Source organism: Microbacterium sp., from assembly GCF_035687345.1.
Taxonomy (GTDB): Bacteria; Actinomycetota; Actinomycetes; order Actinomycetales; family Microbacteriaceae; genus Microbacterium.
The window spans coordinates 1-12,864 of the sequence record NZ_DASRXZ010000090.1; the positions used below are offsets into that span (position 1 = coordinate 1).

General features: G+C 71.9%; 13 protein-coding genes. 4 read left to right on the forward strand and 9 right to left on the reverse strand.

Translation table 11 applies throughout. The features are described 5' to 3' along the window. Positions 1-203: 203 nt before the first annotated feature. The gene (locus tag VFF97_RS10115; protein ID WP_325033375.1) at positions 204-974 is read right to left on the reverse strand and encodes an IclR family transcriptional regulator; all 771 of its coding nucleotides are present in this window, start codon (positions 972-974) and stop codon (positions 204-206) included. A 53-nt stretch (positions 975-1,027) separates the two neighbouring features. Between VFF97_RS10115 and hutH the strand changes: the two genes are divergently transcribed. From hutH to hutI, 3 genes are all read left to right on the forward strand, one after another. Beyond that, positions 1,028-2,632: a histidine ammonia-lyase gene (gene hutH / locus VFF97_RS10120; protein WP_325033376.1), complete on the forward strand. Its 1,605-nt coding sequence runs from the start codon at positions 1,028-1,030 to the stop codon at positions 2,630-2,632. Then, positions 2,629-4,338: a urocanate hydratase gene (gene hutU / locus VFF97_RS10125; protein ID WP_325033377.1), complete on the forward strand. Its 1,710-nt coding sequence runs from the start codon at positions 2,629-2,631 to the stop codon at positions 4,336-4,338. Before hutH ends, hutU begins: the two co-directional genes overlap by 4 nt. Positions 4,339-4,460: 122 nt before the next feature. Next, the gene (hutI, locus tag VFF97_RS10130) at positions 4,461-5,636 is read left to right on the forward strand and encodes an imidazolonepropionase (RefSeq protein ID WP_325033378.1); all 1,176 of its coding nucleotides are present in this window, start codon (positions 4,461-4,463) and stop codon (positions 5,634-5,636) included. A 16-nt stretch (positions 5,637-5,652) separates the two neighbouring features. On the opposite strand, the gene VFF97_RS10135 is transcribed toward hutI, so the two are convergent. From VFF97_RS10135 to VFF97_RS10165, 7 genes are all read right to left on the reverse strand, one after another. Then, a complete protein-coding gene (locus VFF97_RS10135) occupies positions 5,653-6,141 on the reverse strand; it encodes a SixA phosphatase family protein (protein WP_325033379.1) in 489 nt (162 codons plus the stop codon). Then, complete coding sequence (locus VFF97_RS10140) at positions 6,138-7,112, reverse strand: arginase family protein (protein ID WP_325033380.1); 975 nt, start codon at positions 7,110-7,112, stop codon at positions 6,138-6,140. The genes VFF97_RS10135 and VFF97_RS10140 overlap by 4 nt, the downstream gene beginning before the upstream one ends. Further along, a complete protein-coding gene (locus VFF97_RS10145) occupies positions 7,096-7,473 on the reverse strand; it encodes a gamma-glutamylcyclotransferase family protein (protein ID WP_325033381.1) in 378 nt (125 codons plus the stop codon). The genes VFF97_RS10140 and VFF97_RS10145 overlap by 17 nt, the downstream gene beginning before the upstream one ends. Positions 7,474-7,525: 52 nt before the next feature. Then, positions 7,526-8,830, reverse strand: coding sequence for a DUF445 domain-containing protein (locus VFF97_RS10150; protein WP_325033382.1), 1,305 nt, complete (start codon positions 8,828-8,830; stop codon positions 7,526-7,528). A gap of 67 nt (positions 8,831-8,897) precedes the next feature. Next, a complete protein-coding gene (locus VFF97_RS10155; RefSeq protein WP_325033383.1) occupies positions 8,898-9,347 on the reverse strand; it encodes a hypothetical protein in 450 nt (149 codons plus the stop codon). Positions 9,348-9,414: 67 nt separating this feature from the next. Then, complete coding sequence (locus VFF97_RS10160; RefSeq protein ID WP_325033384.1) at positions 9,415-10,587, reverse strand: acyl-CoA dehydrogenase family protein; 1,173 nt, start codon at positions 10,585-10,587, stop codon at positions 9,415-9,417. A 19-nt stretch (positions 10,588-10,606) separates the two neighbouring features. Then, positions 10,607-11,365: an alpha/beta hydrolase gene (locus tag VFF97_RS10165; RefSeq protein ID WP_325033385.1), complete on the reverse strand. Its 759-nt coding sequence runs from the start codon at positions 11,363-11,365 to the stop codon at positions 10,607-10,609. 110 nt (positions 11,366-11,475) lie between these two features. On the opposite strand from VFF97_RS10165, the gene VFF97_RS10170 reads away from it, so the two are divergent. Continuing rightward, positions 11,476-11,880, forward strand: a complete 405-nt coding sequence (locus VFF97_RS10170; protein WP_325033386.1) for a pilus assembly protein CpaE — start codon at positions 11,476-11,478, stop codon at positions 11,878-11,880. 6 nt (positions 11,881-11,886) lie between these two features. Here the strand turns inward: VFF97_RS10170 and VFF97_RS10175 are convergent, their stop codons facing one another. After that, positions 11,887-12,750: a gamma-glutamylcyclotransferase family protein gene (locus VFF97_RS10175; RefSeq protein ID WP_325033387.1), complete on the reverse strand. Its 864-nt coding sequence runs from the start codon at positions 12,748-12,750 to the stop codon at positions 11,887-11,889. Positions 12,751-12,864: the final 114 nt, after the last annotated feature.

Here is a 12,864-nt window from a genome sequence, read left to right on the forward strand (position 1 = left end):
GCTATGCGGATGCGTTCGTGGTCCTGAGGGACCGGAGACGACGCGAGGCTGATCGACACGCTCGCCGCGTCCCGGTGCTCCGTGAGGGAGATGAGCCGTTCTCTGTCCGGAATGTCTACAGGGAGCATGGGGCCACGATAGGCGCGCTCGGCGAGAGCCGCACTAGGGGTTGCGGATGCGCCCTGATCGGCCTATCCCGAAAGTCACCTGCCGCCGATGCGGCGCGAGAGCTCCTCGGCGGCGTCGCCCACCAGGGCCGCGACGCGGTCGGCATCCGTGTCGGAGTCCTCAGGCCACGTGACGGCGATCGCCGCCGCCGGCCAGCCGGCGTGGTCGCGCACGGCGACGCCCGCCGATCGCAGCCCGAGGGTGACCTCCCCGTCCTCGACGGCGTAGCCGCGACTGCGCACTTCGCGCAGGACCTCGCGCAGCTCGCGCGGATTCGCGGGACCGCGACCTGTGCGATCGGCGAAGGCGGAGGCATCCGGATACAGCGCCCGAACCTGCTCGCGAGGGAGCGCCGCGAGCATCGCGCGCCCGGTCGCGGTGAGGTGGGCGGGCAGGCGCACGCCGACGTCGGTGACGAGAGCGGGCCGTCGCGGAGCGCGCTCCTCGACGATGTACAGCACGTCCCGACCGGTCATGACCGCGAGGTGCGCACTCTCGCCCGCACGGTCGGCGAGAGCCGCGACGATCGGGCGGCCGAGACGCGCGAGCGGCTGCTGCCGCGCATAGCCTCCTGCCAGCTCGAACGCCGCGGTGCCCAGGCCCCACCGTCGCTCGGCGGGCACGTGCACGACGAAGCCGTGCGCGGCGAGTGTGCGCAGCAGGTGGTAGACGGTCGAGCGCGGGATCCCGAGCTGCGTCGCGATCGCCTGCGCCGCGGCGGGTCCGCGCTGGCGCGCGAGGAACGACAGGATCCGGAGGGTCTGGTCGGCCGCGGGGACCTGGGGCTTGTCTGGGATCACAGACACAGGATGGCACGCACCGCTGTCGCGCGCCGGTGCGCGGGTGTGGAATCTCTCACATGACCACCGTCACCCCTTCGCTCGACGTCGTCACGGTGGGCGCCGCACCCCTGCGCCCGGACGACGTCGTCGCCGTCGCCCGTCACGGCGCGCGCGTCGAGCTCGACCCCGCAGCCCTCGAGCGCGTCGCCGCCACCCGCTCGCTCGTCGAGGGTCTCGCCGACGACCCCCAGCCCCACTACGGCATCTCGACCGGCTTCGGCGCCCTTGCGACGACGTTCATCCCGCGGGATCGGCGGATGCAGCTGCAGGCGAGCCTCATCCGCTCGCACGCCGCCGGCACGGGCCCCGAGGTGGAGGCCGAGGTCGTCCGCGCACTGCAGTTGCTGCGCCTCCAGACGCTCGCGACCGGTCGCACGGGTGTGCGGCCCGTGGTGGTCGAGACCTACGCGGCGATGCTCAACGCGGGCATCACGCCGATCGTGCGCGAGTACGGGTCGCTCGGATGCTCGGGCGACCTGGCGCCGCTCGCGCACATCGCGCTCGCGGCGATGGGCGAGGGCGATGTGCGGGTAATCGACGTCCACAACCCGGGGGCATCGGGCGAGATCGTGCGCGCGGCGGAGGCGCTCGCCGCGGCATCCGTCACGCCCCTCGAGCTCCGCGAGAAAGAGGGGCTCGCGCTCATCAACGGCACCGACGGAATGCTCGGAATGCTGCTGCTGGCCGCCCATGACCTGCGGATGCTGCTCGACACGGCCGACGTGGCCGCCGCGATGTCGATCGAGAGCCAGCTCGGCACCGACGCGGTGTTCGCCGCCGACCTCATGACGCTGCGTCCGCAGACGGGCCAGGCGGCGTCGGCCGCGAATCTGCGGGCGCTGCTCGCGGACTCCGCGATCATGGCGTCGCACCGCGACCCCGCCGTGTGCACGCGCGTGCAGGATGCCTACTCGCTGCGCTGCTCGCCCCAGGTGCACGGTGCCGCACGCGACACGCTCGAGCACGCGAGCCTCATCGGGTCGCGCGAGCTCGCCGCCGCGATCGACAATCCCGTGATCACGCCCGACGGGCGCGTCGAGTCGAACGGCAACTTCCACGGCGCGCCCGTCGCGTACGTGCTCGACTTCCTCGCGATCGCGGTCGCCGACGTCGCGTCGATCTCGGAGCGTCGCACCGACCGCGCGCTCGACCCCGCGCGCAGCAACGGACTTCCGCCGTTCCTCGCGCACGAGGCGGGAGTCGACTCGGGCCTCATGATCGCGCAGTACGCCGCCGCGGGGATCGTGTCCGAGCTCAAACGGCTCGCGGCGCCCGCATCCGTCGATTCGATTCCGTCGTCGGCGATGCAGGAGGACCACGTCTCGATGGGCTGGGCGGCGGCGCGCAAGCTGCGGCGTGCGATCGACGGTCTCGCGCGCGTGCTCGCGATCGAGCTCGTCACAGCGGCCCGTGCGCTCGACCTGAGGGCACCCCTCGATCCGGCCCCCGCGACCGCCGCGGCGCGCGATCTCCTTCGCACGCGCGTCGGCGGCCCCGGGGCCGACAGCTTCCTTTCGCCCGACATCGAGGCGGCGACCGAACTCGTCGCCGCCGGCGCGATCGCCCGCGCTGCGTTCGACGCCGCGCCCGCACACGACACCCCAGAGGAGCAGAGCCGATGATCGAGACACCGAGTGCACAGCAGGCCCGCACCGTGCGCGCGCCGCGCGGCGCGGACCGCACCGCGAAGAGCTGGGGCGCCGAGGCCGCCAAGCGCATGCTCATGAACAACCTCGACCCCGAGGTCGCCGAGCATCCCGAGGACCTCGTCGTGTACGGCGGCACGGGCCGTGCGGCTCGCTCGTGGGAGGCGTTCGACGCGATCGTGCGTACACTCGACGAGCTCGAGCCCGACGAGACGCTGCTCGTGCAGTCGGGCAAGCCGGTCGGGGTGTTCCGCACGCACGAGTGGGCGCCGCGCGTGCTCATCGCGAACTCGAACCTCGTGGGCGACTGGGCGACGTGGCCCGAGTTCCGCCGGCTCGAAGAGCTCGGCCTCACGATGTACGGGCAGATGACCGCGGGGTCGTGGATCTACATCGGCACGCAGGGCATCCTGCAGGGCACGTACGAGACGTTCGCGGCGGTCGCGCGGTCGCTCGCGTCGAAGAGGGGGGCGGATGCGGCATCCGCGAGCCTCGCGGGCACCCTCACGCTCACGGCCGGTTGCGGCGGCATGGGTGGCGCGCAGCCGCTCGCCGTCACCCTCAACGGGGGAGTCGTCCTCATCGTCGACGTCGACGAGTCGCGCCTGAAGCGGCGCGTCGAGCACGGCTACCTCGACGAGTACACGACCGACCTCGACGCAGCGCTCACCCGCGTCCTCGCCGCCAAAGACGCCGGCGAGGCACTCTCCGTCGGAGTCCTCGGCAACGCCGCCGAGGTCTTCCCCGACCTGCTCGCGCGTCATCAGGCCGGCGAGATCGCGGTCGACGTCGTGACCGACCAGACGAGCGCGCACGACCCGCTCGCGTACCTGCCGGTCGGCATCGAGTTCGAGGACTGGAAGGCCGAGGCCGAGCGTGACCCCGAGGCTTTCACCGCCCGTGCGCGCGGCAGCATGGCCAAGCATGTCGCCGCGATGGTCGGCTTCCAGGATGCGGGAGCCGAGGTGTTCGACTACGGCAACTCGATCCGCGCCGAGGCGAAGCTCGGCGGGTTCGACCGCGCGTTCGAGTTTCCCGGCTTCGTGCCGGCGTACATCCGACCGCAGTTCGCCGAAGGGCGCGGACCGTTCCGGTGGGTCGCGCTCTCGGGCGATCCGGAGGACATCCGCAAGACCGACCGCGCCGTCATGGACCTGTTCCCCGAGAACGCCGGGCTCGTGCGGTGGCTCGAGAAGGCGGGCGACGCCGTGCACTTCGAGGGCCTCCCGGCGCGCATCTGCTGGCTCGGCTACAAGGAGCGGCACCTCGCCGGGTTGAAGTTCAACGAGATGGTCGCGTCGGGCGAGCTGTCGGGGCCGATCGTGATCGGCCGCGACCACCTCGACGCCGGTTCCGTCGCGAGCCCATACCGCGAGACCGAGGCGATGGCCGACGGGTCCGACGCGATCGCGGACTGGCCCCTGCTCAACGCGCTGCTCAACACCGCATCCGGCGCCGCATGGGTGTCGATCCACCACGGCGGAGGCGTGGGCATCGGGCGCTCGATCCACGCCGGCCAGGTCACCGTCGCCGACGGCTCGGCGCTCGCCGCCGAGAAGCTCGAGCGGGTGCTGACGAACGACCCCGGCTCGGGTGTCATGCGGCACGTCGACGCGGGGTACGAGCGGGCGAAGGAGGTCGCGCGCGAGCGCGGCCTCAAGATCCCGATGATCGACGACTGACACGTGCGGCGGCGGGTGCCGCCGGGCGCCGAGACTGCGCGAATGACCGGGGTCGGGGAATCCGAATCGCCGTTCGTGCAATCTCGGCACCTTGGGGGCAGGAGACGAAGGGGACGGATGCGGTGACCGCGACGCTCATCACGAACATCGGCGAGCTCACGACGAACGTCGGCACGCCGGATGACCCGTGCGGCACGCGCCGCGACGCGGCTGTGCTCATCGAGGGCGAGCGCATCGCATGGGTCGGCTCTGCGGCGGAGGCCCGCACCCCGCAGGATGTGCGCGTCGAGGTCGTCGACGCCGAAGGGCGGGCGGTCATCCCGGGGTTCGTCGACAGCCACACGCACCTCGTGTTCGCGGGCGACCGCGCCGACGAGTTCGAAGCCCGCATGACGGGAACGCCGTATGCCGCAGGAGGCATACGGCGCACGGTTGCCGCGACGCGGGAGGCGAGCGACGACGCGCTGCGACGGCGGCTGCGCGCGTTCGTGGCAGAGCTTCATGCGCAGGGCACGACGACCTTCGAGATCAAGACCGGGTACGGGCTCACGGTCGCCGACGAGGAGCGCCTGGCGCGGCTCGCCGCCGAGGTCACGCCCGAGGTGACGTTCCTCGGTGCGCACGTCGTGCCGCAGGAGTACGCCGACCGCCGCGACGACTACGTCGAGCTCGTGTGCGGCGCGATGCTGCGCGCGTGCGCACCGCACTCCCGCTGGGTCGACGTCTTCTGCGAGACGGGCGCGTTCACGCCCGAGGAGTCCCGCCGCGTGCTCGCCGCCGGCATCGCACACGGCCTCGAGCCGCGCGTGCACGGCAACCAGCTCGGGCTCGGGGAGGGTGTCCGGCTCGCGGTCGCGATGGGCGCGGCATCCGTCGATCACTGCACCTACCTCGATGACGCGGATGTCGCGGCGCTCGCGTCCTCGCTCACGGTCGCGACGCTCCTGCCGGGCGTCGAGTTCTCGACGCGTCAGCCGTACCCCGACGCGCGGCGGCTCATCGACGCGGGCGTGACCGTCGCGATCGCGAGCGACTGCAACCCGGGGTCGAGCTTCACGAGCTCGATGCCGCTGATGATCGCGCTCGCCGTGCGCGAGATGGGCATGACACCGGCCGAGGCGGTGTGGGCGGCGACCGCCGGGGGAGCCCGTGCGCTGCGGCGCGACGACGTCGGGGCGATCGCTCCCGGCCTTCGCGCCGACCTCGTGCTGCTCGACGCGCCGACGCGCACGCACCTCGCGTACCGCCCGGGCGTGCCGCTCGTCGGGCGCGTGTGGAAGGACGGCGCAGCCCTCTAGCCTTGCGTCGGCGACCTCAGCGCGGCGTGTCGTACGTCCAGTCGACGGGCTCGAGCGAATCGGCGACGTCCCAGTCGTCGGTGTCCCACGTGAACGTCGCGACGGCGCACGTCGGCATGTGCTCGATGCGGTCGCGCGACAGGTCGGCCGCGAGCGCGCTCATCCCCGGGTCGTGCGCGACGACGAGAACACGCGGATGCCCCGCCGCCGACGCCACGGCCCACAGCGTCTTCGACGAGGCTCCGTACAGCTCGTCTTCGAGCGACAGCGGCGCCCCGAGCGCGTCGGCGAACGCCTCAGCGGTCGTGCGGGCGCGCAGCGCGGTGCTCGAGAGCACGACGTCGGCGCGGAACCCCGCGTCGGCGAGCCGCTGCGCCATGCGGGGCGCGTCGCGCCCGCCACGGTCGTTGAGCGGGCGGTCGTGGTCGGCGACGAGGCGCCCGTCGGGGCGCTTCACCGTGCTCCAATCCGACTTGGCGTGCCGCACGAGCGCGAGCGAGATCATGCGCTCAGCATGCCACGGGCGTTGTCTGCGGCGCGCAGCGCACGCCCCGCGAGCAGCTCGAGCACGCACAGCGCCGCGAGCCGCACGGTGCGGCCGTCCGCGGCATCCGCCGTCGCGTCGACCTCGACGATGTCGGCGCTCGTGACGCGCGGGTCCGCCCCGGCCGCCCGCACCAGCGCGCGCAGCTCGCGTGCCTCGAGTCCGCCGGGCACCGACGCCGGGCACCCCGGGGCGACTGCGCGGTCGCACACGTCGACGTCGACGTCGAGATGGACGCGGACTCCGGACGCCTCGTCGCCCGGCCACGCTCCGGCGACGTCGAGCGCGTCGGCGATCACGTCGGCCGCTCCGCGGCGGCGCAGCTCCTCGCAGGTCACGACCGTGATGCCCCATTCCGCCGCGCGGCGCGCATACGCGGAGGAGTTCGCGAAGTCCGCGATGCCCAGCTGCACGATGCGCGACGGGTCGAGGCCGTCCTCGACGAGCCGCCGCACGGGCGAGCCGTTCGAGACGCCGTCGCGCAGGTCGAAGTGCGCGTCGATCGTGATGAGCCCCGTCGCCCGCGCGCCCTGTGCGACGGGGTAGGTCGCGGAGTTGTCGCCGCCGAGCGCGATCACGAGTCCGGTCCGCTCGGCGAAGCGCGCGACCGCCTCGCGCGCGGTCGCCTCGCCGTCGGGGCCGTCCGGCTCGTCGACGTCGCCCGCGTCCACGATCCGCAGCACCTCATCGAGATCCACGGGTTCGACAGGCCCCGCGATCGCGTGCCGTTCGGGTTCGCCCTGCAGCAGGACCGTCGGCGAGTAGCGGCGCAGCGCCTCGCGCACCGCCGCCGGTGTCGCGTGAGCGCCCGTCGGCGACAGCGAAGTGCGCCACGTGGGTACGCCGAGCAGCGCGGCATCCGCATCGGTGCCGGGCTCAGGCGCCGGCCACCCGCCCGCTCGCGGCCACAGCGGATCAGTCGGCAGAGTCACGCAGGTCTCCTTCGGGAGTCGAGATGTACACCCACGCGGTGCGTCCGCTTGCGAGGGCCACGGCTGCCCGCCGGTACATCGACTGTTCGTAGTCGTCGCCGGCGTCGAGTTCCTCGTCGGTGAGCCTCAGGACCTTGCCGACCACCTTGTCGAGGGCGTTCCCGGTGGGCCGGATGATCGGATGCACGGACTTTCCCGACAGCTCGAACACGCGCGGGTCGGGCACGTCGATGTAGTCGATCGTGTAGCCGACGAGCACGTCGTCCTCGCCGTCGAGCGCGCGTCCGAACACCGCGCGCTGCACGTCGGGATCGAGCAGGGTGCCGTAGCTGAAGACGAGGTTCTCGCCGCTGGCGGCCATGCCCCCAGGCTACCGACGCGGCCATCGCGCCGACCACCGCGGTAGCCCTCAGTCAGCCCAGCAGAGCGTGCGCGACGGAGAAGATCACGAGGCCCGCGAGCGCGCCGACGATCGTGCCGTTCAGGCGGATGTACTGCAGGTCGCGACCGACCATGAGCTCGATCTTCTCGGTCGTCTCGGCGGGATCCCACCGCTCGACCGTGTCGGTGATGATCGAGGCGATGTCGTGCCGGTAGCGGTCGACCAGCACGACCGCCGCGTCGGTGACGAGGGTGTCGACGCGGCGCTGCAGCGAGGCATCCGTCACCAGCCGTTCGCCGATCTGGACGAGCGCTTCGGTCATGCGACGCCGCAGCGCGCTGTCGCGGTCGGCGAGCGACGTCAGCAGTCCCGACTTCGCCGCGTTCCAGGCCTCGCCCGCGAGCTCGCGCACACGCGGGCTGTCGAACACCGCGACCTTCGCGTCTTCCAGGCGTCCGATCGTGGCGGGGTCGTGCTGCAGGTGCTCGGCGAGGCGGGCGAGGTAGCCGTCGATGGCGAGGCGGGCCGGATGCCGCGGGTCCCGCTGCATCGCCGAGACGAACTTGACCGCCTCGTTGTACACGGCATCGTCGACGAGTCGCTGCGCGATCGAAGGCACCCACGACGGCAGCCGCCGCGACACGAGCCCCCGGAACGCGTCGTGGTTGGCTTCGAGCCATCCCGCGACGCTGTCGACCGCGAGGTCGACGGCCCCGTGGTGCGCGCCTCCCTCGACGACGCGCTCGAGCCACCCGCCGAGCGGCGGTCCCCACTCGGGCGCGATGAGGTGCTCGCGCGCGAGGGCCTCGATGACCTCCTGCACGTCGTCGTCGCTCAGCGCGCGCAACAGGCCCGACGCGACGACGGATGCCTCTTCCCCGACGCGCTCGGCGTGGGAGGTGCCTGAGCCTGTCGAAGGCTCGCGCAGCCACTCGCCGAGGCGCGCCGCGATCGGCGTCGATTCGAGCTTCGTGCGCACGAGCTCGCCGCGCAGGAACTCCGTCTCGACGAACTCGCCGAGGTTGCGGCCGATCTCGTCCTTGCGGTTGGGGATGATCGCGGTGTGCGGGATCGGGATCCCCAGCGGATGCCGGAACAGCGCCGTCACCGCGAACCAGTCGGCGAGCGCGCCGACCATGCCGCCCTCGGCCGCGGCGCGCACGTATGCGAGCCACTCGTACTGCTCCTGCAGCGCGAACGCGACCGCGAAGAGCACCGCCATGAACAGCAGGGCGCCGAGCGCCACGCCTTTCATGACGCGCAGGCCGTGGCGACGCGCCTGGTCGGCGGGACTCAGCAGCCCTTCGACGATCTCAGGGGTCGGCGTGCGCGTCATGCGGTCATCCTCGCACGCGCCCGTGCCGGTGAAGAGGGCGACGGGCGCGTACGCGGACGATCCTCAGTCAGCTGACGGCCTGCTTCACGAGGGCCGCGATGCGCTTCCTCTCGGCATCCGTCAGCTTCAGGACGGCGAAGGTCGTCGGCCACATGTTGCCGTCGTCGAGGTTCGCGTCGGGGTTGAACCCGAGCGACGCGTACCGCTCCTTGAACTTCGACGCCGGCGAGAAGAAGATCATGACCTTGCCGTCGCGCGCGTACGCGGGCATGCCGTAGTACGTCTTGGGGTCGAGCTGGGGCGCGACCGAGATCACGATCTCGTGGATGGCCTCGGCGAGCACGCGGTCCTCGTCAGGCAGCGCCGCGATCGCCTCCTGCACCGCCTTGCGGTCCTTCTCGAGCTGCTTGACCTTCGAACCGCCGCTGCGCTGCGCCTTGAGCTCGGCGGCGCGCTCCTTCATCGCGGCGCGCTCTTCTTCAGAGAATCCGGTGTGCGTGTCGTTGGCTGCGTTCATGGTTTCAGGCTACGGATGCGGCATCCGCCCGGCTTCTCGATTCCTGACCAGTTCCGCGGCGACGACTTCAGCTCTCGAGCGGCCCGAGCCACGCCGTCGCGACCGTCGAGTGCGCCGACTCGGGATCCGACGGGTGGAACAGCCCCGCCAGCACGTCGCGGTACAGGCGCCCGAGCTCGTTCGACGAGAAGTAGGACGAACCGCCCGCGACGAGCACGGCGTCGTCGACGACGCGCTTGGCCATCGTGACGGCGCGGTGCTTGATGCCCGACAGGAGCGAGAACCAGCGCGCGCCGTGGTCGACCCGCTCGTCGACGTCGCGCGAGAGGGACCACAGCTGCGGTGGCAGCGCGTCGTACGCAAGCGCCATGTCGGCGACACGCCAGCGGATGTCGGGGTCCTGGCTGTACGCGAGCCCCGTCTTCTTCGACCGGCGCTTGCCCGCCGTCTCGACCGCGAGGTCGAGCGCGCGCCGCGCGATGCCGGTGTACACCGATGCGAGGAGCAGCTCGAACACGCTGAAGATGCCGAACACGATGGGGTCGGGGTTCGGGCCCGGATCGATGCGACGCACCACGCGGTCGGCGGGCGCGATCGCGCCGTGCAGCTCGGTCGTGCGGCTCTGCGTCGCACGCATGCCGAGCGTGTCCCAGTCGTCGCGCGTCACGACGCGCCCGTCGGCCTCCTCCGAGCGCGACACGAACGCGTAGACCATCTTCGGCCCGTCGTCGCTCGTCGTGTCGAGGCCGTGCAGTCCGAGCTGGGTCCAGGCCGGCGCGAGCGACGTGAAGATCTTCCTGCCGGTGAACGCGTACCCGCCGTCGGGGCGGGGCGCGGCATCCGTGTCGCTCCCGAACAGCACGAGGTCGTTCCCGGCTTCGCTGATGCCGAACGCGAAGAGCTCGCCCGCAGCCGCTCCTTCCTCCACGAACCGCAGCGAGTCGATGCCGCGGTCGGCGAGCACTTTCGCGACCCCCGTCCACACGAGGTGCATGTTGACGGAGAGGGCGGTCGCGGGTGCGGCGCCTGCGAGGCGCTGCTGAAGAACGGAGGTCTCGGCCAGCCCGAGCCCGGCGCCGCCGAGCTCCTCGGGCACGAGGATCGCGAGGTAGCCCGCGGCGCGCAGCTCGTCGAGGTCCTCCTGAGGGAAGGCGTTGTCGCGGTCGTACCCGGCGGCGCGCGAGCGGATGCGCTCGAGCAGCTCGTCGGACAGGAACGCGGAGGGGTCGAAATCGCTCACTCGCCCATTCTGGCCCTCGTCAGCGGCGCAGGGCCTCCCGCAGGTGCGCGATCGTGTCGTCGGGCTTGTCGCGGTGGGGGGAGTGCCCCGCCCCCGTGACGACCGACATGGTGATGCTGCGGTTCTCGTGCACGACCTCGGCCGCGGGCTTTCCCGCGAAGAGGCTGAACACCGCGGGATCGGAGGCGATCACGTGCGTCGAAACAGCGAGGCGCACCGCAGCGTCGCGCACGTCCCAGTCCGCGTTCTGCGCGCTCGTCTGCTCGACGGCCCACCGGCTCGCCTGCTGCGCGGCGGCTGCCTTGAGCTCGATGTCGAGCTCGTGCCATGACGGATGCTGCGCCCGCACCGCCTCGATGGACGGGTCCGCGAACGCCTCCTCCTGGCTCACGCGAACGTTCTCGCGGTCGGCGGGCGTCAGGTGGATCGCGGGGTCGACGAGCACGAGCCTCTTCGCCCACGACCCGTCGCGCGACGCGACGAGGGTCGCCGCGGCTCCGCCGAGCGAGTGGCCGATCACGAGATCCCACGATCCGGATGCCGCGCGCGTCACCGCGAGGTCGGCCGCGTAGGCCTCGAGCGTGTAATCGAGCGCGCGCGGCGCGTCTCCGTGGCCGCGCAGGTCGACGGCATCCGCCCGCCACCCGTCGTCGGCGAGCGCGACTCCGAACCGCCACATGAGCGCGGCGTTCGAGCCGAGACCGTGGACGAGCAGGGCGCGCCGCTCGGCGGCGGGGTCGCCCCACGAGCGACGGGGGAGGGTGACGGGTGCGGGCATGCGGTTCAGCCTAGAGTCCATGCGGATGCCGCCTGTGCCGGCGCCTGCGAATCGGCAGGATCTCGGCGGACTCCGGCAGTGAGCCCTCCCGACCGCCCTACGCTGGCGTCATGATCTCGACCGATCTGGCGATCGCGCTGCGCGACGCGGGGCTCGTGTGGCATCCGCGCTCGGGCGACCGGTTCCAGCTCGACGAACCGGAGTTCGAGGCGGACGTCTTCGTCGTGAGCGAGATGACGATCGAGCCGCGCGAGTACCCGACCGGCAAGCTCCTCGCGTTCAACGGCACCACCGAGTGGGCGTTGGATTCCGTCGCGCTCGAGGACGCGCTGTGGCTGCCCCACGAGCACCAGCTGCGCGAGCTGCTGCGCGGCGCCTTCCGGTCGCTGCGGCGCCTGCCCGACACGCACGAGGTCGCGATCGAGGTCGCCGGCGAGACGCTGGTGTTCGAGCATCCGGAACCCGCGGATGCCTACGCGCTCGCGGTGCTCGAACTGCTGGGTCGCATCGCGTGAGGCGTCTCAGCGACGGGCGCTCGCGAGGCTGCCGGAGGTCAGGACCTCGGGCTCGAACACGACGCAGGCGACGCCTCGGTCGGACGCCACGTACTCGACCTCCAGGATGGATTCGGCATAGGGCAGCCCCGCGAACGCTGCGAACTCACCCTCGCACGACGCTTGCGCATCGCCACCGGCATCGACGAGCGCGAACACCTCGTATGCGTGCGGTGCGGCGCACAACGTGGTCATGACCTCCAAGGCGCGCGCGGTCCGGCTGTAGCAGTCGCCCACGGCGAGCGTGCGCTCGTCGACGATGAGCCCGTAGTCTGCCGTGGACCCGTCCCACTCGGCGATGCGCGGGAATCCGTCGGTGGCGCCGATCCATTCGTACGCGGTGGCGGTGACGCCGCCCTGCGTGCGGATCTTTCGAGGATGGAAGAGGCCGCTTTCCACGCGCGTCATCTCGCGGAGCACATCGTCTGCCGTCTCCGGATGCAGGTACAGCACGACCCCGCGAACCTCGCCGCCCGGTCCGAACTTCGCCAGCGGGTATCCGAGCCCGGAGTCGTACAGGAAGCCTTCCGCGGCATCCGCCTTCGACTCCAGGACATATTCCGCGATGAGGTCGTAGCGCGACTGCCCCGGCATGGAGGAGCCGTAGACGAAGAGCGCCGGTCGATCAGTACTCGTCGATGACTGCTGGGCCGGCGGATGCTGCGTCGGCGACGCACCCTGTTGAAGGCTCACGAGCACGCCGACGAGTGTCACGATCACCGCCGCCACCGCAGCGAGCGCCGAGATGCCGGCGGGCCGCAGCCAGATCGACCGATGACCGGACTCGCTGCGCACGTCATCGGCATCGCCGTCCTGGTCGGCCGCGCTCATGCCCCTCCTCGATCGTGGCTGATCGGGATGAGAAGAGTATGCCGCCGGGTGCTTCGTGCTGACCGAGTCCTGTGCAGATCCTGAGGTGTGTGCCGATCAGGGCAGCATCGTCCG

Bases quoted from the DNA above. Each gene is read 5' to 3' on its own strand.
- hutH (WP_325033376.1), top strand. From the start codon at position 1,028: ATGACCACCGTCACCCCTTCGCTCGACGTCGTCACGGTGGGCGCCGCA.
- hutU (WP_325033377.1), top strand. From the start codon at position 2,629: ATGATCGAGACACCGAGTGCACAGCAGGCCCGCACCGTGCGCGCGCCG.
- VFF97_RS10135 (WP_325033379.1), bottom strand. From the start codon at position 6,141: ATGATCTCGCTCGCGCTCGTGCGGCACGCCAAGTCGGATTGGAGCACG.
- VFF97_RS10145 (WP_325033381.1), bottom strand. From the start codon at position 7,473: ATGGCCGCCAGCGGCGAGAACCTCGTCTTCAGCTACGGCACCCTGCTC.
- VFF97_RS10150 (WP_325033382.1), bottom strand. From the start codon at position 8,830: ATGACGCGCACGCCGACCCCTGAGATCGTCGAAGGGCTGCTGAGTCCC.
- VFF97_RS10155 (WP_325033383.1), bottom strand. From the start codon at position 9,347: ATGAACGCAGCCAACGACACGCACACCGGATTCTCTGAAGAAGAGCGC.
- VFF97_RS10165 (WP_325033385.1), bottom strand. From the start codon at position 11,365: ATGCCCGCACCCGTCACCCTCCCCCGTCGCTCGTGGGGCGACCCCGCC.
- VFF97_RS10170 (WP_325033386.1), top strand. From the start codon at position 11,476: ATGATCTCGACCGATCTGGCGATCGCGCTGCGCGACGCGGGGCTCGTG.
- VFF97_RS10175 (WP_325033387.1), bottom strand. From the start codon at position 12,750: ATGAGCGCGGCCGACCAGGACGGCGATGCCGATGACGTGCGCAGCGAG.